The sequence below is a fragment of the Arthrobacter sp. TmtSoilC77 genome (assembly GCF_059739415.1).
Window position 1 is genome coordinate 1,950,267 of sequence record NZ_AP046050.1, and the last position, 19,911, is coordinate 1,970,177.

The window sequence follows — 19,911 nt, forward strand, 5'->3', positions numbered from 1 at the left end:
AGCGCGCTGCTAGATCCGGTTGGCTTTGCACTAAGCCGGCAACAGCAAAGGCCTCGCAGCCTTCCCTGAAGGGAGGTCGCGGGGCCTTTGCTTGTAATGAGGTTTTTGTGCTGTGAAGCGAAGCCCGAGGCTATGCTTCGAGCGTTGCGTCCAGCGTGATGTCGATGCTGGCCAGCGCACCGGAAACAGGGCAACCGGTCTTTGCCGCTTCGGAGATACGGCGGAATTCCTCTTCGGAAATGCCGGGGATCCTGGCGGTCATCGTCAGGTGGCTGCCGGTGATACCGGTGCCGGGAACGAAGGTCACGTCGGCCTTGGTCTGGATTTCCTCAGGGGTAAAGCCCGCCTGTGCGAGCTCGTTGCTGAAGGCCATGGAGAAGCACGCGGAGTGCGCTGCAGCGATCAGTTCTTCCGGGCTGGTCTTGCCGCCGGACTGCTCGGTACGTGCCTTCCAGGTGACATCGAACGTGCCCAGGCCTGAGCTATCCAGCGTCGTGTTTCCAGCACCCTCGATCAGGTTGCCGTTCCAAACCGTGTGTGCGGTGCGTGTTGCTGCCATGTCCACTCCTTGGGGTCGTTTGTGCGTCGGCAACCAGCCATCGCCGGGTGCCACCGGGATCAATCCTATGGATTTGCCGGCTGCGCTGCACTGTCATTCCGCTGAGAGTGGATTGTGACCCCTGGCTTGCCTTGAAGAAAGCAGCCTACCCGCCCGACAAAGGCGGGCAGGCTGCTTCTGCGTAGGTTCAGTTCCAGAGTGTTGCGATGGCGATGTTCACCAGGGCCAGTCCGCCAACACCGTGAGCCAAGCCGGTGGAGACGGGTTCGCCGTTCTTGACCTTGCGGGAGCCGATCACGGCAAGAACAGCAACAGCCACGCCGATGGCGAACTTGATGCCGAGCTTGAAGTAGTTGGGATCCGCATCCGGCATCAGTGGCAGGAGGCCCATCATGGCAATGCCTGTGAGCAGCTGAAGGAATGCGCCATCCCGCTGGCGGGGGTGGACGGTAGGTGTCTTGATGGTGGCAATCCAGTAGCCCACAATCATGGCTGCGCCGACGATGTGCAGGAACACCAGGATGCTGAAGAGAATACTCATGGCCCCAGCTTATCCAGTTGGTTCTACGTCCCGTAGCAAAGCCACGCTTAGGTGGGCAAACAGCGCGACTGACACAACGGACAACGAAGCGGGGCAGGCCGCCGGGTTTCCCCGGAGCCTGCCCCGTTTGGTTGATGGGGCGCCCTCCGTACGGAGGGCGCCTGCTAACGCTTTGGCCTAGAGGCCAAGATCTGCTTCGAAAGCACCTTCCTCAAGGCGGGCCTTGAGTGTCTGGAGGAAACGGCCGGCGTCCGCGCCGTCCACCAGGCGGTGGTCGTAGGTGAGGGATAGGTACATCATGGAGCGGATGGCAATCGAGTCGTCGCCGTTTTCATCGGCCACCACTACTGCGCGCTTGACGATTGCGCCCGTACCCAGGATGCCTACCTGCGGCTGGTTGATGATCGGGGTGTCGAACAGTGCGCCAACAGAACCGATGTTGGTGATGCTGAACGTACCACCGGACAGCTCATCCGGGCCGATCTTGCCGTCGCGGGTGCGTCCTGCGACGTCGGCGATCTTACCGGCGAGGCCTGCGAGGTTGAGGTTGCCGGCGTCGGAGATGACCGGAACCAGCAGGCCCTTGTCGGTGTCTACCGCAATGGCCAGGTGTTCGGCGTTGTGGTAGGTGATTTCCTGCTTGGACTCGTCGTAGGCAGCGTTCAGCTTGGGGTGCTGCTTCAGTGCTTCAGCCACAGCCTTGGCGATGAACGGCAGGAACGTCAGCTTCACGCCGTTCTGGGCCTGGAACGAGTTCTTGGCCTTGAGGCGGAGCTTGGCGATCTTGGTCATGTCGACCTCGTGCACCTGGGTCAGCTGGGTGGAGACTTCCAGCGACTCGCGCATGCGGCGTGCGATGACCTGACGGATACGCGGCGCCTTTTCGGTGGTGCCTCGCAGTGAGGAAGCAACAACGGGTGCAGCAGACTTGGCGGCAGGAGCTGCAGCAGGAGCCGCGGCCGGCGCTGCTGCGGCGGCCTGCTTGGCTTCGGCAGCGGCCAGAACATCCTGCTTGCGGATGCGGCCACCGACGCCGGTGCCGGACACGGACGCGATGTCCACGCCCTGCTGGTTTGCCAGCTTGCGCACCAGGGGAGTGACGTAACCGGACTCGGAGGACGAGCCTGCTTCTGCCGGTGCAGCAGCAGGTGCCGGTGCGGCGGCGGGAGCGGGTGCGGCAGCTGGTGCCGGGGCAGCAGCCGGAGCGGGTGCAGCGGCAGGTGCCGGTGCGGCGGCAGGTGCCGGTGCGGCGGGTGCGGCCGGAGCTTCAGCGGCAGGAGCGGCGGGAGCCGGAGCCGCAGCGGGGGCTGCCGCGCCGGAACCGATAACTGCCAGAACCGATCCCACTTCGGCGGTTTCGTCTTCGTTGACGCGGATCTCCTGCAGGGTGCCTGCAACCGGGGAAGGAATCTCGGTATCGACCTTGTCAGTGGAAACCTCAAGAAGCGGCTCATCGACCTCCACGGTGTCGCCAACAGCCTTGAGCCAGCGCGTGACGGTGCCTTCGGTAACGCTCTCGCCCAGGGCAGGGAGGGTTACTTCGTGGCCTTCGCCACCGGAGGCGGCAGGAGCTTCAGCAGTGGCTTCCTCAGCAGGGGCCTCCTCAGCAGCCGGCGCAGCCGGAGCCTCTTCGGCGGGGGCAGCCTGCTCGGCAGCAGCGGGTGCTTCCTGAGCGGCGGGTGCTTCCTCAGCAGCCGGTTCGGCGGAGCCGGAGCCGTCGCCGATGCGTACCAGTGGGGCACCAACCTCTGCAGTCTCGTCTTCAGCGACGAGGATTTCTTCGATGACGCCTGCGATCGGAGAAGGGATTTCGGTGTCTACTTTGTCGGTGGAAACCTCGAGCAACGGCTCGTCGATCTCTACCCGGTCACCAACCTGCTTGAGCCAGCGGGTGACGGTTCCTTCGGTGACACTCTCACCGAGGGCGGGCAAGTTAACGGATTCAGACATGTCGTCCCCGTTCTCCTTATTGATCTTTTGTGCGGATGAATTCTGCTGGTCCGGGCAGGGTGCATGCGGCAGATTCCGCCGCATGCACCCTATCCGTTTGTCTTGGGTAAAGACTTAGCCGTGGAGCGGCTTGCCCGCGAGGGCGAGGTGGGCTTCGCCCAGGCTTTCGTTCTGGGTGGGGTGGGCGTGAACCAGCTGGGCCACGTCCTCCGGGTAGGCTTCCCAGTTCACGATGAGTTGGGCTTCACCGATCTGCTCACCCATGCGGGAACCGATCATGTGGATGCCGACGACGGGGCCATCCTTCTGGCGGACGAGCTTGACGATGCCACCGGTACCGAGGATGGAGCTCTTGCCGTTGCCGGCCAGGTTGTATTCCTGCGTCTCCACTTGGTCGTCGCCGAACTTTTCCTTGGCGCCCTTTTCGGTGTAGCCGACTGTTGCGATTTCAGGCTCGCAGTAGGTGACCTTGGGGATGTTGATGTCTTCGACGATCGCGGGGTTCAGGCCGGCGATTTCCTCGGCAACGAAGATGCCCTGCTGGTAGCCGCGGTGTGCGAGCTGGACGCCGGGTACGATGTCGCCGACTGCATAGATGTTGCCTACGCCTGTGTGGAGGCGCTCGTTGGTAATGACAAAGCCGCGGTCGATGGTCAGACCTGCTTCTTCGTAACCAAGGTTCGCGGTGACGGGACCACGGCCGACTGCAACGAGCAGGAGTTCGGCTTCGAACGTCTGGCCGTCCACAAGGGTGACCTTGACGCCGTCGTCGTTCTGTTCCACGCCCTGGAAGAAGATGCCGGTGGTGAACTTGATGCCGCGCTTCTTGAAGGCGCGTTCGAGGTTCTTGACGATCGAGGCGTCCTCGTTGGGAACCAGGGACGGCAGGCCTTCGATGATGGTGACGTCCACGCCGAAGGACTTCCAAACGGAAGCGAATTCGACGCCGATTACTCCGCCGCCCAGGACGATCGCACTCTTGGGGATGTAGTCCATGGTGAGGGCCTGGTCAGACGTAATGACCCTGCCGCCGATTTCCAGGCCCGGGAGGGAGCGTGAGTACGAACCGGTTGCCAGGACAATGTTCTTGCCCGTGTACGCGGTGCCGTTCACGACGATGGTGTTGTTGCCCTGGAGCTTGCCTTCACCCTCGATGACGGTGATGCCCTTGGACTTGATGAGTCCCTGGAGGCCCTTGAACTTGCCGGCAATAATGCCGTCCTTGTACGCGTTCACGGCCGACATGTCGATGCCGTCGAGCGTGACGTTCACGCCATACTTGGCGGAATCGCGTGCGTGATCGGCCAGTTCAGCCGAGTGCAGGAGTGCCTTGGTGGGGATACAGCCGTTGTGCAGGCAGGTTCCGCCGAGTTTTGCCTTTTCCACAAGGCCAACGGTGAACCCAAGCTGTACGGCCCGCAAAGCCGTGGCGTAGCCGCCGCTGCCGCCACCGAGTACCAGGATGTCGAATTCTTGCGCAGTTGCCTGATCGGCCACTAAAACGCTCCCTCGCGTGAATGATGACACGGGACTGCGTGTCATCGGGTCTTTGGAACTTGTTCTGCCGTGATTATGCCAGCACCTAAGTTCTCTTGCATTTGTGACTATCGAGTTCACCTTAGCGAACCACCTACCCATGCTCCACCCTCCACGGGCGTTTGTGGAGCGCTTGTGTCCAGACTCACGTTCACTTGTGACACAGCGCTACACACCGCATAATTCCGGGGTTGTGCGGGTAGCGCGGACCCATCCGCCCTACCCGCACTGTCCGTCTTAACCGCAGTGGAGTGGGTTGCTTACGCGGAGGCTGCCAACAGATCCTCTGCGTAGGCCACCAAGGTACGGACTGTGCATCCGGTTCCTTGTTTCGGGGTGTACCCGTAGGGGCTGCCGTTGTTGAACGATGGGCCGGCAATATCGACGTGGGCCCAGGGGATCTGCTGGCCGTCGCCGTTCTTACCCACGAATTCACGCAGGAAGACGGCGGCCGTCATCATTCCGCCGTTACGTTCGCCGATGTTGGCAAGGTCCGCGACCTGGGAGTCCAGGCTGGGGCGCAGTTCCTCGGGCAGCGGCATCGGCCAGACAAGCTCGCCTGCCCTGTCAGCGGCGGACTTCAACGCTGATGTCACGGAATCGGAACCCATCACTCCTGCCGTGCGCAATCCGAGCGCGATGAGCTGGGCACCTGTGAGTGTTGCGACGTCGATGATTGCGTCCGGCATTTCCAGGCTCGCGGCCACCAGGCCATCGGCCATGACCAAGCGGCCCTCGGCATCGGTGTTCAGGACTTCGACTGTCTTTCCGCCATAAACGGTGAGGACATCGGCGGGCCGCTGGGCGGCGCCGGAGGGCATGTTCTCCGCAATGCAGAGCCACGCGGTCGCCTTGATGGGCAGGCCGAGCGAGGCGATCGCAAGGACCGTATTAAGAACGACGGCGGCGCCGGCCATATCGCTCTTCATGTCACCCATGCCGAGGGCGGGCTTGATGGAGATACCGCCGGTGTCGAAGGTAATGCCCTTGCCAACGAGCGCGATCTTCCGGGTGGCCTTCGCCGGAGCGTATTCGACCTTGACCAGGCGTGGCTGGCGGGTTGAACCCTTTCCAACGCCGAGGATGCCGCCGAAGCCTTCCTTTTCCAGGCGCTTTTCGTCCCAGACGGTCACCTTTACGGGAAGACCCTTTGCGAGTTCCTTGGCAGATTCGGCGAACGACTCGGGGTACAGATGGCTGGGCGGCTGGTTCACGAGCGTACGCGTTGCGTTGACGGCCCTGCCCAGTACTGATGCCCGGTCAAGTGCAGGTTGGGCAGTTTTGGCGTCAACGCCGGTGAAGATCAGAACCTTGGCAACCGGGTCCTTGAGCCCGTCCTTGCTGGAACGGTGTTCGGTGTAGGAATAGGCGCCCATGGCGGCACCTTCGGCGACTGCTGCGACGTCCGTGACGGACGCCGTCGGGAACGCCAAGGTAGCTGAGGGGACTCCGGCAAGTTGCCTGACCGCGGACCCTGCCGCCCGGCGCAGCGCTTCTTCCGGGATAGTGCCGTCCTCGGACAATTTGCCCACACCTGCCAGGACCAGGATCCCCGAGCCCGTTTCCGGCAGACCCGGAAGGCGGTGCGATTGGTCGGGGGCACCCGAAACTCCAAGGAGTTTCAGTGATCCCTGCACGGATTCGGCGGCCTTGGCACTCAGCGGGTTCTCCAGCAGCACTGGCCCGTCCGAGCCCTGGGCAACTCCGATCACAAGTGCGTCGCTGGGTGACTTTTTCAGGTCCTTGGCGATGACGCCGAGGATGATGTCAGTAGTCTTGACCACGAGGATGTTTCCTCACTTCTCTCTGCATTGCATGGCGGGGCCGCATGTTTGGCGGGCCTGCCCCGGTACGCGCCCGACGTCCTGTACCGACGGCGGCCTTGGTCTTCAGGTCCAGCGTCGCAAAGGACGTCGGCCCGTTTCGATCGTAGTCTCTCGCAGGCTGCTGACAGCAATTAAATGAGAGCTGCGGCACACCAAGGGCAGGAATGCCTACTGGAGGTGCAGCGTTGTACAAAGAGACACAGAGTCCCCACACCACATTCATGGAGTCAGCGACGCCATGACCAGTGGCGCATGGGGGCACCGAACTTTGCCACTGCGAAAGGAACATGCCGTGTTTGAACGGATATCCGGCTCCCTCCTGGACCCCGAGGCGCTCTACGCGAGCAACATCGAGATATTCCACAGCCCGGAACTGCGGGGGCTGAATATGGTCATGGGTTTCACGGGCTTTGCCGATGCCGGTCATGTGGTCAGGCAGATCAACGCGGAACTCCTGGACCAGCTCGACGCTGAAGTGGTAGCCATGTTCGACGCCGACCAGCTCATCGACTACCGCTCGCGGCGTCCCCACATCAGCTTCGTCGAAGACCATTTGCAGGACTATCAGGCACCCAAGCTGGCGCTCTACAAGCTCGCCGACGGGCTGGGCCAACCGTTCCTCCTGCTCGCCGGTTTCGAACCCGACTTGCAGTGGGAGCGGTTCTCCCGTGCCGTCGTCGGAATCGTGGAGAAGCTCGACGTCAACCTGGTCACGTGGATTCATTCCATTCCCATGCCCGTACCGCATACGCGGCCAGTGGGAGTCACCGTCCACGGCAACCGGCCCGAACTTATCGAAGGCATTTCGAGTTGGAAGCCAACGGTCGAAGTTCCGGCCGCCATTGGCCATATCCTCGAACTCCGGCTCACCGAGGCCGAACGCCATGTGGCTGGTTACGTCATTCACGTGCCCCACTACCTCGCCGAGGCCGAATATCCTCCAGCGGCGGTGGCGGGGCTGGAGTACCTCGGGGCGGCAACCTCCCTGATGCTTCCCACTGACCGGCTCCGGGAGGCCGGCAGGGAAGTAGGCCGCCAGATTGCGGAACAGATTGAAGCCTCGGAGGAAGTGCAGGCTGTCGTCGCCAACCTGGAGGCCCGGTACGACGAGAAATCCGAGGGCATCGTCCGGCGTTCGCTGCTCGCCGATGAGAACGACGAACTGCCCAACGCGGAGGACATCGGGGCGGCAGTGGAGGCATACCTGGCGCGTAAAGACTCGCCTCAATAAATCAGCTTTGAACCGTTGGCGGGCATAATTGAGGAGTGACTGCTCCCCGCGCCTGGCTCATCTGGACGATCGGCGTCTTTGCCTATCTGGTGGCCGTAGCACAGCGAACCTCATTTGGTGTCGCGGGTTTGGAAGCAACAGAACGCTTCCATGCCAGTGCTTCGGCCATCTCCTTTTTCACCGTATTGCAGTTGCTTGTCTACGCCGGCTTGCAAATTCCGGTAGGCGTCCTGGTGGACAGGTTTGGATCACGGGTCATGATTGCCGGCGGTGCCATCCTGATGGGACTGGGGCAATTGCAGCTCGCTTTCGCCGACAGCATCCCTGGAGGTGTTTTGGGGCGTGTCCTTGTGGGAGCCGGGGACGCTATGACATTCATCTCCGTCATCCGTCTGGTTCCCTTGTGGTTCAGTCCGGCCAGGGTCCCCGTGGTTACCCAGCTGACCGGAATGTGCGGGCAGTTGGGCCAGCTCTTCAGCGTGGTGCCTTTCGCCTTGCTTCTACACTCTGCCGGCTGGACGCCGGCATTCATGTCACTTGCGGCGATGTCCGTGCTGGCTGTCATCCTGGTCCTCGTGCTGTTGCGGGACCAGCCTCCCGGTCATCCGCCGCGGGAAACCGGGCAGGGTCTTCGGGCTACCGGAGTTTCCCTTTCCCGCGCTTGGAAGCAGCCAGGCACCCGGCTTGGCTTGTGGAGCCATTTCACCGTCCAGTTCAGTGGCAACCTCTTTGCGATGACATGGGGTTATCCGTTCCTTCTCTCCGCCCAGGGACTTGATGCGGGAACGGTCTCAGCTTTGATGGCTTTGTTCGTAGCAACCGCCATCGTCTCGGGGCCTGGATTTGGGCGGTTCGTCTCCAAACACCCAATGCGCCGCTCAGCTATGGTCCTGCTGATCACGGCGTCCACTGCGCTGGCTTGGGCGGCAGTCCTCATCCTTCCTGACCGGGCGCCGCTGTGGCTCCTCGTGATCCTGGTGGTGGTGTTGGCAGTTGGCGGCCCGGGCTCCATGATTGGCTTCGACTTCGCGCGGACCTTCAATCCTTCCCACCGTATTGGTACCGCGACAGGGATCGTCAACGTGGGTGGGTTCATCGCTGCCTTGGTGGCGATCTACCTCATTGGCCTGGTCCTGGACGTCCTGAACGCGAGCGGATTCTCAGGCGGGGATTTGTACGGCCTTGATCCCTTCCGTGTAGCCCTCAGCGTCCAGTTTGTCCTGCTGGGCATCGGGACGGTCCTCATTATGCTGACCCGCCGGAAGGTGCGCTTGCAGATGGCCGAGCAGGGCGTCCATGTGCCCCCGTTGGCTGCAACCCTGGCCCGGCAGCGCCGCGAAAGGATTGAGCGCCGGCGTGCCGCCCGTGCACAGCCGGATGAAGGAAACAAGGCATAACGGCAAGGACCAAACTACGGTACGGGGCAGCTTTGTGTTTGCCCGGATGTGGCCACCTTTATCCACATAAGCGTGATGGTCCCTGTTTTCAACCATTGGCGTTGCCCAAGCTTGAACCATGACCACCAAAGAGACGCTGAGCATCCATCAACCAGAGGACATCCTGGGTTACATCCCGCATTTGTTGGGCTATTGGCCCGAGGACAGCCTTGTGGCTATCACGATGCAGGGGAATACGCTCGGGGCCGCTCTCCGCGTCGACCTGCCGGCCCGGGCTTCGGGCCGCGTGCTTGCTGCCTTTGCGGAGCATGTACGTCGTTACCTGGCGTCGGACACCCTTGCCGACGGCGTGGTGCTTGCCCTTTACACCGACGACGGTTGGGACGACGGCATGGTTGTCCACAGAACACTCCCGCTGCTGGCTGAACTTCACGAAACACTTGACCACGCTGATTTGCCTGTCCGGGATGCGTGGTTGGTTGGTCCTGAGTATTGGCGCGGCGCATTCTGCGCCGACCAGGAGTGCTGCCCGGTGCCGGGCCTGCCGATAGAACGCATCAGGAACAGCCGGCTCAGTGCAGAGATGGTCTATCGAGGCAGCACCATCGGGGCTTCTCCGAGGAGCAGGCAAAATCCACCCGTTCCCGGACGTCCCGGTGCCCTGGACCCCGCAGTGTCGGAAGCCGAATCGGATTTTGCACAGCGCATGAGGACGTCCTGGCGAAGTGGGAAATGCCTTGATGCCGTACTGGAGGTGTGGAGCCAGGTGCTGGATGACGCCCGGATCCATCCCGACAGTGAACCGGCAGATTTGCCAACCCCGCAACTCGCGGGTTTCCTCAGGTCGACCCTCGGCGTCCCCGGATGGCGGGACGCCGTAATGATCATGGCGGCTGCTGGCATCGGTTCCGCGAAGGCCGGGGCAGCAGCGTTCGGATTATGCAGCAGGAACGATGATTCCGACCCACTTCCTTTCGACGCCGGAGAGCTGGCATTGCCGCCGACGGACACCCGGGAAGGGGCTGGCAAGGCCTATGAAGCAAAAGGGGTGCTCAGCATCTTTGCTTACGCAGACGTCCTTCTAGGTGTTGAACCAGCTGTTCCTGACTGGGGGCAGCTTGATGCCCTGCACCGCGTCCTGTCGTACTTGTGTGTCCAGGGAGAAATGGGGGACGTAGCTGCTGCTGCCTTGACCCTGCAAGGCTGGATTGCCTGGTGCAAGGGCAGTGGATCCGTCGCACACGCCTGCCTGACGCGCGCCAATTCGGCCAGCCCTGGCTACAGGCTCGCCGAATTGCTGGACGAGGTTCTCGGGCAAGGAAGCATCTGCGCTTGGGCAAGCCGTCCAGAGTCCGCATGGGGAACCTACAAAGGATCCCTTCGGTAGCCATTACGCTTCATCAAGCGTGGGATTCATAAAACCGTGAGACAATGGATGCCGAGACCCGGTTGGGTCCGCGTTTGAATGCCTGTAATGAGCCCGGAATCCGGGAACATTACGGTGTCGTTGGCAGTTGTACATAGTGACTCTGCAGACGGCGATCGCATTTGAAATTGATCGCGGACTTGACAGGGTCATAGTGGTGTTGCCCGCATGGTGATTCCACAGACCGCCGCTAGAAAGGTTTTCTGTGACCCCGTCTTCCGTCGAGAAGGAACCCGCCGCCCAGGCCGAACTGTCCGCTGAGGAAAACAAGGCGGCCACTTCGGCAAAGCGTGCGGCGACACGTGTTGCCACCAAGGCCTCAGAGGACACCTCTGACAAGCCGGCACCAAAGAAGCGTGGACCCAAGCCCGGCGCCAAGGCCGCGGCCGAAGCCGCGAACCAGTCTTCGGACCCCGAGGCCGACGCCGAAGAAGTGGTTGTCGAGGACGAAGATTTCGATCCCGCAGCAGCTGAGGAAGTTGAAGTCGGAGACGACGATGTCGAGGACGGCGCCGGAACCGGCAAGGACAAGGCAGCGCCCTCCGGATCCGGATTCGTCTACTCGGACGCCGATGACGACGACGCCCCTGTCCAGCAGGTCATGTCGGCCGGTGCCACGGCTGACCCCGTAAAGGACTACCTGAAGCAAATCGGTAAGGTCGCCCTGCTGAATGCTGAACAGGAAGTCGATCTGGCGCTTCGCATCGAAGCCGGCCTGTTTGCCGAAGAAAAGATCAACGCCGACGACGGTTCCATGGACCCGAAGCTCAAGCGTGAACTTGAATTCGTTATCCACGATGGCAAGCGGGCCAAGAACCACCTGCTCGAAGCCAACCTTCGCCTCGTTGTTTCCTTGGCCAAACGCTACACCGGCCGTGGCATGCTCTTCCTGGACCTCATCCAGGAAGGCAACCTGGGCCTCATCCGCGCCGTGGAGAAGTTCGACTACACCAAGGGCTTCAAATTCTCCACGTACGCAACGTGGTGGATCCGCCAGGCCATTACACGCGCCATGGCTGACCAGGCCCGCACCATCCGCATCCCGGTGCACATGGTGGAAGTCATCAACAAGCTCGCCCGTGTCCAGCGGCAGATGCTTCAGGACCTGGGCCGTGAACCTACGCCGGAAGAATTGGCGCTGGAGCTGGACATGACGCCTGAGAAGGTCGTGGAGGTCCAGAAGTACGGCCGTGAACCGATTTCGCTCCACACGCCGCTGGGAGAGGATGGCGACTCCGAGTTCGGTGACCTCATCGAGGACTCTGAAGCTGTTGTCCCGGCTGATGCCGTGAGCTTTACGCTCCTCCAGGAGCAGTTGCACTCGGTTCTGGACACCCTGTCCGAGCGTGAGGCCGGAGTCGTAGCAATGCGCTTTGGCTTGACCGATGGCCAGCCTAAGACTTTAGACGAAATCGGCAAGGTCTACGGCGTTACCCGTGAGCGCATCCGCCAGATCGAATCCAAGACCATGTCCAAGCTGCGGCACCCGTCCCGCTCGCAGGTCCTGCGGGACTACCTGGACTAAAAAGAGGTCCTGGTGGACTAAAGAGGTCCACTGACAACGGTATTGGCCCGGTCGGAGTATCCGACCGGGCCAATGCTGTTTCGGGCACTTTGTCACTAATGCGGATCAATGGCTTCAAACGAAACAGGGCCCCTCCCGGATGGGAGGAGCCCTGTTCTTGCTCGAAGTGATGTGGCTGGATAGTGTCCGGCCTTACCGCCAGTCCTGTCTAATCGACCGGGACGGGTGCCTTCTCGTTGAGGCGCTCGGTCTCGTCGTGCCAGTCGGAGGTCAGGGGCCGGAGCGTGGCCTCAACTGCGCGTGCGTGGTGGCCGCAAAACAGCAGCTCACCGCCGGAGGACTCGAGTACAACGCGGACATATGCTTGAGCCCCGCAACGATCGCATCGGTCAGCTGCGTTCAGTGTGCGGTCTGCAACTGCTGTTGTCATGTCGGCCTCCTTAGTAGTTCTGTACATCCATATAACCAGTATTCGGAGCAGAACCATGGCAAGGATGGATCACTTTCGCTGTCCGCGTATCACATGTGCGTAACGTAACGAAGTAGAATGCCGGTTTCCGGGAGTGGCAACCGGTGCCGATGGGGGACCGCGACTAGCCTAAGATGGGCAGTGTTTGCCTTGAGATATACCCCGAAGGAGCACACCGCGAGTGGCACCGAGTTCTGAATACAACGCCCGGCATCTATCTGTCCTGGAGGGCCTGGAGGCCGTTCGCAAGCGCCCGGGCATGTACATCGGTTCCACCGACTCCCGTGGCCTTATGCACTGCCTGTGGGAGATCATCGACAACGCTGTTGATGAGGCACTGGCGGGCTTCGGCCATGACATCAAAGTCATCCTGCATGCGGATAATTCGGTCGAAATCCATGACGACGGCAGGGGCATCCCTGTTGACGTCGAACCGAAGACGGGACTTTCCGGCGTCGAGGTTGTCTTCACGAAGCTGCACGCAGGCGGCAAGTTCGGCGGCGGTTCTTACACCGCCTCCGGTGGCCTCCATGGTGTGGGCGCCTCCGTGGTCAACGCGCTGTCCAGCCGGCTGGATGTCCAGGTCGACCGCGGCAGCAAGACGTACCAGATGTCCTTCCGCCGTGGCGAGCCGGGACGTTTCATTGATGCCGGCGCCAAGCCCAGCCCCAACGCGCCCTTCGAGCCTTTCGTTGAAGACTCTGTATTGGACGTGGTTGGCAAGGCCAAACGCGGGGTCACCGGCACCAGGGTGCGTTACTGGGCCGACCGCCAGATCTTCACGCCGGACGCCAGATTCTCTTACGATGACCTCGCCTCGCGCGCACGCCAGACGTCGTTCCTGGTCCCCGGGTTGAAGATCACTGTCCGCGACGAGCGCAAGCTCGCGGGCACCCCTGGCGAGAACGGTGTGCACGAGGAAGTCTTCCACCACGACGGCGGTATTTCGGAATTCGTGGAGTTCCTCGCGGCCGACTCCGGAGTCACCGACGTGTGGCGTCTCCACGGTTCTGGGAAGTTCAAGGAAACCGTCCCGGTCCTGGACGAAAACGGGCACAGCAAGATCGCCGAAGTTGAACGCGATTGCGAAGTCGATATCGCCTTGCGCTGGGGGATCGGTTACGAGACCACGATGCGCAGCTTCGTCAACATCATCGCCACGCCCAAGGGTGGCACGCACCAGGCGGGCTTCGAGGCAGCCCTGCTGAAAACCTTCCGCAAGGCCGTGGAAACTAATGCCAGGAAGCTGAAGGCAGGCAACGACAAAATCGAGAAAGACGACGTCCTGGCCGGCCTGACCGCTGTGCTCACCGTCCGCTTGGCCGAGCCACAGTTCGAAGGCCAGACCAAGGAAATCCTTGGCACGTCCGCTGTTCGCGCCATCGTCGCAAAGGTGGTCGAGCAGGAAATTTCCAGCAGGTTGTCCTCGGCCAACCGCAATGACAAAGCGCAGTCGGCGTTGTTGCTGGAAAAGATCGTTGCGGAGATGAAGTCGCGCATTTCGGCCAGGGTGCACAAGGAGACCCAGCGCCGGAAGAACGCACTGGAAACCTCCTCGATGCCCACCAAGCTTGCCGACTGCCGTACTGATGATGTGGCGCGATCCGAGCTCTTCATCGTTGAGGGTGATTCCGCCCTCGGTACCGCCAAGCTGGCCCGGTCTTCGGATTTCCAGGCCCTGCTTCCTATCCGGGGCAAGATCCTTAATGTCCAGAAGGCGTCGGTAGGGGACATGCTCTCCAACGCAGAATGTGCTGCACTCATCCAGGTTGTCGGCGCAGGCTCAGGCCGGAGTTTCGACCTCGATGCGGCGCGTTACGGCAAGGTCATCCTGATGACAGATGCCGACGTCGACGGCGCGCACATCCGCACGCTGCTGCTGACGCTCTTCTTCCGCTACATGCGGCCCATGGTCGAGGCGGGCCGGGTGTTCGCGGCAGTTCCGCCCCTGCACCGCGTGGAGGTCATCAACCCGGGGCAGAAGGCCAACGAGATGATCTATACGTACTCCGAGGCAGAATTGCATGTTCTCCTGGCCAACCTGGCCAAGGAAGGCAAGCGCTACAAGGAGCCCATCCAGCGTTACAAGGGCCTGGGCGAAATGGATGCACAGCAGCTCGCCGAGACCACCATGGACCCGCGTCACCGTACCCTTCGGAAGGTCGGCATCGACAGCGCCCAGCGTGCCGAAGAGGTTTTCGATCTCCTCATGGGCTCGGACGTCGCGCCCCGCAAGGAATTCATCATCGCAGGGGCAGCGACCCTGGACCGGGAACGCATCGACGCCTAGGAGACTGCGTAATAGCGTTCAGACCCGCGGTTTCCGGCCTGGCTTCGTGACGGAGCCGGAAGCCGCGGAAGCTGGTGCAGCAAAGGCCGCTGCTCCTACGGCCAGGGCCAGTGCTCCCAGGCCCCACGGGAGACCCGCCGCTACGGCAACCCCGCCCACCAACAATGGCCCGCCGGCGTCGCCAAGCTCCCGGCCAAGTTCAGCTGAACCCATCGTGCGGCCGAGGCGTTCGGCGGGAGTCGCATCGGCCAGGTGCGCGAAGGCCAGTGGGGTGGCAACGCCAATTCCCAAGCCGATAAAAATGGCAGCACAGTAGATCGGCACGGCGCGATAGATGGAAACGGCGCCGTCCATGGCCAATGCCGCGGGAAGAAGGCCCGCGATGAGTACGCCAAGGACTATGGCCAGCAAACCGGCCACCATGCCGGGCCGGTCTGCCAGGACTCCGCGATCCCGCAATCGTCCGATCCTTGGCTGGACGAGGGATGACGCCACGGCCAATACCGTAACGACGGCGACACTGCCGGCGGTGCCCATCCCTTCCCTTGCCGCCAGCGCAGGGAGGAAGCCCACTGCCGCGCCCAAGGCGCCGGTCGACGCAGCCAGCACCACGGTAGGTCCAAGGAATGATCGCTCGGTACTTTGCTTCCAGACATCAACGATGGTGTACCTGGGCCGGGGCAGGGGAGCCAGTCGCGGCACCGAAATGGCCGCCCAGACGGCTACTGCCAAGCCCAACAAGGAGAGGATGAGGAAGAGCAGGCTGAATCCGCCTGCGATGATCGCGACAGCTCCCAAAAGGGGACCGATCGCGTAGCCAAGACCTTTCCATGAGCCGTAACGGCCAAAGTAGCGCCCGGTGTGTTTGCCTGCCAGCCTGGCAACGCCGGCAGAAGATGCCGGCGAGAATGCCGAGGCAGCCATGCCTTGGCCAAGACGCGCTGCGGCCAGCATGAACGGTTCATCGGCCCACAGTCCGATCAGGGACGCACCGGAGAAGGCAAGGAGCCCTCCGATGATCACCGGTTTGGGCCCGATGCGGTCGCTGACAGCCCCAAACACCGGTTTGAGGAAGATTTCCGCGATGTCGTACAGGGCCAACAGGATGCCCAGGCCAAGCAGGCTCAAGCCGATGTCCGCGCTTTCGGCGCCAAGTCCGGCGGCTACTGCGTGGGCTCCAAATGCGGTGGTGAAGCCGGCCGCATAGAGGGGCCATCGGCGGCTCGGGGAGATGTCTGCACTCAAGCGTGACTTGTGGTCGTTCACGCTTCTCAATGTAACAGCTGCTACATTCAATCTTGTGACTGATGACGAATTGGGATGGTTGCTGATCCTGGTCCACGTGCCATCGCAACCCTCCAAGCACCGTGTTGCCGTGTGGCGGGAGCTTCGGCGGACGGGGGCGGTTCCGTTGTCCCCCGGAACATGGCTGGTTCCGGCCCACCCCGCTTTTGACGCCGGCCTGGCCAAGGCCCGTTCCCTTGTTGCCAAAAGCGAGGGCAAGTGGACCTTGATAGATGCTTCGCCTCGAGATGGCGCGGACACCTTCCGGGCGGCGTTCGAGACGGCCCGCGCCGAGGAGTGGGCGGAATTCATGGCGGATTGCGCGAAGTTTGAGCAGGAGATAGCCAAGGAGATTTCGCGGAAGAAGTTCACATTCGCAGAGCTGGAGGAGGAAGAACAGAGCCTGGAGCGCTTGCGGCGTTGGTATCGCGGGTTGAAATCCAGGGATGTATTACGACTCCCGCAAGCCAGTGAAGCTTCAGAGCGCCTGGCTTACTGCGTGACCGCTTTGGAGGAGTATTCGTCCTTGGTCTATGACGCCACTCTTCCCTAAGGATCAGCACGTTCCACGGGCAACTTTCGGCCTTAGCCAAGCCAAGGGATTCTAGCCGAGCAACCCGGGGACAATGAGGAGCCCTGTGGGCACGGCGAGGAGCAAGGCTGAGGTGGCCAGGACCAGGGCGCGAAGAGCGGTGGCGAGTGGGGGCTGTGGTGAGAGCAGGCGGCTGACGCGTGACGCCGTCGTGCGCGGTGAATCTGCCCCGCCGGTGGCGCTGATGCTGCCGCCCTCGACGACGGCGCCCCCGCCGCTGAGCGCCCGCGGGCTGAGTGAATGGCCGCCCGGCTCTGGCGTTGAGGACCCGCTGGAGACTATGGCGATGGCCTTGATCAGCGTGCCTTTGCTTTCGGTCCTGAGCGCGACGTCGTCCGCCAGCATTTCGATCAGGGAGTTCACGGCTGTTTGAGCAAGCCGTGTGGTGGGGAACCAGGGGAGTGCCTGCCGCCATGCAGCGAACGCCCAGAGCAGGAGATCGTGACGCTGCGACAGGTGGGCGTTTTCATGGATGAGCACCGCCCGCAGTTCTGCAGGTTCCAGTGCAGCCATGAGGCCGTCGGACAAGACTGTCACCGAACGTGCGCCGCCGGGCAGGCAGTAAGCCACAGGGGAGTCGTGGTTGATCACTACGGTGCCAGGGCCGTCGTCGGAGGGCGATGCCAGAAGCGTGAGCAGTTCGCGGTGTCGCCTGCGTTGCCGTTCAATCTTGTAGTAAGTCAAAAGCAGCGTGAACACCAAGTGCGCCGTCAGGAGTGCGGCCGCGGAGAGGGCAAAAAGGTGCCAGAAGCCAAGCGCGGTGGTTGGCTCGTTGTTGAAAACCATTCCCGCCAGGCTCCTGAGCCCCGCGATCAGGTTGTCGCCGATCGGTTCCAGTCCGTAGACGAGCATGGCGCCGATCATGGACAAACCACCCGCGAGGGCAATCGCCTGCCACAGGACCATGGCCGTGAAAGGGGACCGGGCAGGCCATTGCGCCCGCGAGAGAAGAACGGGTACCGGCCACGCCAGTATCAATGCCAGGACCGCCAGGAAGTATGAGGTCCAGAACATACTGGCTAATTGTAGCCGAGCAGTTTGCGCAGGGTAGCGGCTTCACTTTCGGAGACGGAGCCAATGAAGCGGGCCAGGACCGCTTCGCGGTCGGGAGCCGAGCCAAGGACTTCGTGCATCAGTTCCGCAGTGTGGTCAGCGCGGCTCGAAACAGCCTGGTAACGGTGCGGCCGGGTTCCGCGTTCGCGTTCCACCAAGCCCTTCTTCTCCAGCCTGGAGAGCACGGTCAGGACTGTGGTCACTGCCAGGTCTTTGCCCTGGTGTCCTGCTGTGCCGTCGCCGGCTTCGGAGTCCTGCGCGAGAAGATCACGCAGAGTGTTGGCAGTTGCAGCCTCTTGGCCCGCCCAGAGCAGGTCCATCACTGCCCGTTCCAGTTCCCCAAGACTCGCCATCAATACGTCCCTACCTTCCGCGTCCCGGTGGCATAAGCCGCAACCCGGGAGCGATGATCCAACATTCCACAATAAATCTACCGCTTTTCAGCCCTTCATTCTACGTGAGGTAGAACTATCGGCGCGCCGCGGATGCCGATTCACCCTTGCAGGTGCGTAACGCCACTTGAAGAATGGGCATGTGGCTGGGCTATTTGTTCTACACTGTGTAGAAGAATAGATTTCTACACAATGTAGAAGTAAGTACACCGCACTTCGGGCCGCCGGACAAAGGACAGCCATGGACGCCTTGGAAATCGCACGCTGGCAATTCGGGATCACCACCGTCTACCACTTCATGATGGTTCCCCTTACTATCGGCCTCGGCCTGGTGGTGGCCGTGATCCAGACCCTGTGGTACCGCACGGGAAAGCCGGAGTATCTCCGGATGACCAAGTTCTGGGGCAAGCTCTTCCTCATCAACTTCATCATGGGTGTGGCAACCGGCATCGTTCAGGAATTCCAATTCGGCATGGCCTGGAGCGAATACAGCCGGTTCGTTGGCGATGTCTTTGGTGCACCGCTTGCCCTCGAAGCCCTCCTCGCCTTCTTCGTCGAGTCCACCTTCCTTGGGCTTTGGATCTTTGGCTGGAAGCAACTGAAGCGCGGTGTCCACCTGGCATGCCTATGGATTGCCGTGATTGGTTCTGTCTTCTCCGCCTACTTCATCATCGTGGCCAATTCGTGGATGCAGCACCCGGTGGGCGTTGAGATGGTGGACGGCCGGCCCGTCATGACGGACGCCTGGGCGGTCTTCACCAACAACACTGCATTGGTTGCCGTGCCGCACACCCTCTTCGGTGCCCTTGGTGTTGCCGGCGCCTTCCTGCTCGGCATCGCCTGGTATCACCTGTGGCGCCGCCGCCATGACGGCATTGACGTGGTTGGCGCGGACGGCCGGCTGGTCGCAGGCGAGGCCGACATCCCGGGCCGCGACAAGGGCGACTACACCGTATGGATGCGTTCCCTCCGGATCGGCGCCGTGGTGGCGATGATCTCCTTTGCCGGCACCGCCCTCACGGGAGACCTGCAAGGCAAGCTCATGTTCGAACAGCAGCCCATGAAAATGGCTGCAGCGGAGGCAGCGTGCCACGATGGCACCGGTTTTTCCGTACTGAGCGTCGGCAACCTGGGTGCCAAGAACTGCGACGACATCGTGGCGGTCATCGAAGTGCCCGGGATCCTTTCCTTCCTCGCCAAGGGCGACTTCACCACCGAGGTGAAGGGCGTGAACAGCCTGCTTGGGGAGTACAAGGAGAAGTACGGCACGCACTTGCCGGACAACCCGCTGTACGGCGACCGCGCCGGCCAGGAAATCCAGTACGTGCCCGTCATGGAGGTCACCTACTGGGGCTTCCGGATGATGATCGGCTTCGGGGGCGTCGCCGCCTTGGCCGCGTTGATAGCCCTGTGGGTCACCCGCAAGGGCGTCGTCCCTGGGTCAAAGTGGCTCATGCGCCTTGCCGTCTTCGGAATCCTGGCACCGTTCGGGGCCAACGCCGCCGGCTGGATCTTCACGGAGATGGGCAGGCAACCCTTCGTCGTAGCCCCAAACCCTGACATGAACGGCATTGACCAGGTCTTCATGTTCACCGCCGCTGCCGTTTCACCCGGTGTCAGTGCCGGCGAGCTCATGACCTCCCTGGTTGTCCTGACCGCAATCTACGCCGTCCTGCTGGTGGTGGAAGTCAAGCTCCTGGTCAAGTACGTCCGTGGTGGTGTTGCCTCAGCCATGCCCGAACTTGCGCACGGCCAGGAGAAGCAGCCCCGCGACAAGAACGACGACGGCGCACCCGGCCCCGACAAAGCCGACGACGTCCTGGCGTTCGCCTACTAGAAA

Annotated in this window: 16 protein-coding genes; 7 read left to right on the plus strand and 9 right to left on the minus strand. The window is 62.0% G+C overall.

What is annotated here, in order from left to right:
* Positions 1 to 130 precede the first annotated feature (130 nt).
* The 5 genes from AC6I99_RS08975 to AC6I99_RS08995 all read right to left on the minus strand — a co-directional run bounded on the left by AC6I99_RS08975 (position 131) and on the right by AC6I99_RS08995 (position 6,370).
* On the minus strand, positions 131 to 559 hold the full coding sequence (locus tag AC6I99_RS08975; protein WP_497945377.1) for an OsmC family protein: 429 nt from the start codon (positions 557 to 559) through the stop codon (positions 131 to 133).
* A gap of 187 nt (positions 560 to 746) precedes the next feature.
* Positions 747 to 1,100, minus strand: a complete 354-nt coding sequence (locus tag AC6I99_RS08980; RefSeq protein ID WP_224089587.1) for a hypothetical protein — start codon at positions 1,098 to 1,100, stop codon at positions 747 to 749.
* A 177-nt stretch (positions 1,101 to 1,277) separates the two neighbouring features.
* Positions 1,278 to 3,050 (minus strand): 2-oxoglutarate dehydrogenase, E2 component, dihydrolipoamide succinyltransferase, encoded by a 1,773-nt coding sequence (gene sucB, locus AC6I99_RS08985; protein ID WP_497945376.1) that lies wholly within the window; start codon positions 3,048 to 3,050, stop codon positions 1,278 to 1,280.
* 114 nt (positions 3,051 to 3,164) lie between these two features.
* Complete coding sequence (gene lpdA / locus AC6I99_RS08990; RefSeq protein ID WP_224089588.1) at positions 3,165 to 4,547, minus strand: dihydrolipoyl dehydrogenase; 1,383 nt, start codon at positions 4,545 to 4,547, stop codon at positions 3,165 to 3,167.
* A gap of 299 nt (positions 4,548 to 4,846) precedes the next feature.
* The gene (locus AC6I99_RS08995; protein ID WP_497945375.1) at positions 4,847 to 6,370 is read right to left on the minus strand and encodes a leucyl aminopeptidase; all 1,524 of its coding nucleotides are present in this window, start codon (positions 6,368 to 6,370) and stop codon (positions 4,847 to 4,849) included.
* Between the two features lie 334 nt (positions 6,371 to 6,704).
* On the opposite strand from AC6I99_RS08995, the gene AC6I99_RS09000 reads away from it, so the two are divergent.
* The 4 genes from AC6I99_RS09000 (at position 6,705) to AC6I99_RS09015 (ending at position 11,991) form a co-directional block, all read left to right on the plus strand.
* A complete protein-coding gene (locus tag AC6I99_RS09000; protein WP_224089589.1) occupies positions 6,705 to 7,643 on the plus strand; it encodes a proteasome assembly chaperone family protein in 939 nt (312 codons plus the stop codon).
* A 35-nt stretch (positions 7,644 to 7,678) separates the two neighbouring features.
* Positions 7,679 to 9,040, plus strand: a complete 1,362-nt coding sequence (locus AC6I99_RS09005; RefSeq protein WP_224089590.1) for an MFS transporter — start codon at positions 7,679 to 7,681, stop codon at positions 9,038 to 9,040.
* Between the two features lie 118 nt (positions 9,041 to 9,158).
* Positions 9,159 to 10,427, plus strand: coding sequence for a DUF4192 domain-containing protein (locus AC6I99_RS09010; protein ID WP_224089591.1), 1,269 nt, complete (start codon positions 9,159 to 9,161; stop codon positions 10,425 to 10,427).
* Between the two features lie 244 nt (positions 10,428 to 10,671).
* Positions 10,672 to 11,991 carry an RNA polymerase sigma factor gene (locus AC6I99_RS09015; RefSeq protein WP_224167079.1) on the plus strand — a complete coding sequence of 440 codons (1,320 nt, stop codon included), beginning with the start codon at positions 10,672 to 10,674 and terminating at the stop codon, positions 11,989 to 11,991.
* A gap of 208 nt (positions 11,992 to 12,199) precedes the next feature.
* Here the strand turns inward: AC6I99_RS09015 and AC6I99_RS09020 are convergent, their stop codons facing one another.
* The gene (locus AC6I99_RS09020; protein ID WP_021473125.1) at positions 12,200 to 12,421 is read right to left on the minus strand and encodes a DUF7455 domain-containing protein; all 222 of its coding nucleotides are present in this window, start codon (positions 12,419 to 12,421) and stop codon (positions 12,200 to 12,202) included.
* Positions 12,422 to 12,641: 220 nt separating this feature from the next.
* Between AC6I99_RS09020 and AC6I99_RS09025 the strand changes: the two genes are divergently transcribed.
* Positions 12,642 to 14,750: a DNA gyrase/topoisomerase IV subunit B gene (locus AC6I99_RS09025; RefSeq protein ID WP_224089593.1), complete on the plus strand. Its 2,109-nt coding sequence runs from the start codon at positions 12,642 to 12,644 to the stop codon at positions 14,748 to 14,750.
* 18 nt (positions 14,751 to 14,768) lie between these two features.
* Here the strand turns inward: AC6I99_RS09025 and AC6I99_RS09030 are convergent, their stop codons facing one another.
* Positions 14,769 to 16,016: an MFS transporter gene (locus AC6I99_RS09030; protein ID WP_497945374.1), complete on the minus strand. Its 1,248-nt coding sequence runs from the start codon at positions 16,014 to 16,016 to the stop codon at positions 14,769 to 14,771.
* 34 nt (positions 16,017 to 16,050) lie between these two features.
* On the opposite strand from AC6I99_RS09030, the gene AC6I99_RS09035 reads away from it, so the two are divergent.
* The gene (locus AC6I99_RS09035; RefSeq protein ID WP_497945373.1) at positions 16,051 to 16,587 is read left to right on the plus strand and encodes a Chromate resistance protein ChrB; all 537 of its coding nucleotides are present in this window, start codon (positions 16,051 to 16,053) and stop codon (positions 16,585 to 16,587) included.
* Positions 16,588 to 16,638: 51 nt separating this feature from the next.
* Here the strand turns inward: AC6I99_RS09035 and AC6I99_RS09040 are convergent, their stop codons facing one another.
* Complete coding sequence (locus AC6I99_RS09040; RefSeq protein WP_224089597.1) at positions 16,639 to 17,640, minus strand: M56 family metallopeptidase; 1,002 nt, start codon at positions 17,638 to 17,640, stop codon at positions 16,639 to 16,641.
* A 5-nt stretch (positions 17,641 to 17,645) separates the two neighbouring features.
* Positions 17,646 to 18,032 (minus strand): BlaI/MecI/CopY family transcriptional regulator, encoded by a 387-nt coding sequence (locus tag AC6I99_RS09045; protein ID WP_189016115.1) that lies wholly within the window; start codon positions 18,030 to 18,032, stop codon positions 17,646 to 17,648.
* Between the two features lie 280 nt (positions 18,033 to 18,312).
* Here AC6I99_RS09045 and AC6I99_RS09050 point away from each other — a divergent pair, with 280 nt between their 5' ends.
* Complete coding sequence (locus AC6I99_RS09050) at positions 18,313 to 19,908, plus strand: cytochrome ubiquinol oxidase subunit I (RefSeq protein WP_309930661.1); 1,596 nt, start codon at positions 18,313 to 18,315, stop codon at positions 19,906 to 19,908.
* Positions 19,909 to 19,911: the final 3 nt, after the last annotated feature.

Bases quoted from the DNA above. Each gene is read 5' to 3' on its own strand.
- AC6I99_RS08975 (WP_497945377.1), bottom strand. From the start codon at position 559: ATGGCAGCAACACGCACCGCACACACGGTTTGGAACGGCAACCTGATC.
- AC6I99_RS08980 (WP_224089587.1), bottom strand. From the start codon at position 1,100: ATGAGTATTCTCTTCAGCATCCTGGTGTTCCTGCACATCGTCGGCGCA.
- sucB (WP_497945376.1), bottom strand. From the start codon at position 3,050: ATGTCTGAATCCGTTAACTTGCCCGCCCTCGGTGAGAGTGTCACCGAA.
- AC6I99_RS09010 (WP_224089591.1), top strand. From the start codon at position 9,159: ATGACCACCAAAGAGACGCTGAGCATCCATCAACCAGAGGACATCCTG.
- AC6I99_RS09020 (WP_021473125.1), bottom strand. From the start codon at position 12,421: ATGACAACAGCAGTTGCAGACCGCACACTGAACGCAGCTGACCGATGC.
- AC6I99_RS09040 (WP_224089597.1), bottom strand. From the start codon at position 17,640: ATGTTCTGGACCTCATACTTCCTGGCGGTCCTGGCATTGATACTGGCG.
- AC6I99_RS09045 (WP_189016115.1), bottom strand. From the start codon at position 18,032: ATGGCGAGTCTTGGGGAACTGGAACGGGCAGTGATGGACCTGCTCTGG.
- AC6I99_RS09050 (WP_309930661.1), top strand. From the start codon at position 18,313: ATGGACGCCTTGGAAATCGCACGCTGGCAATTCGGGATCACCACCGTC.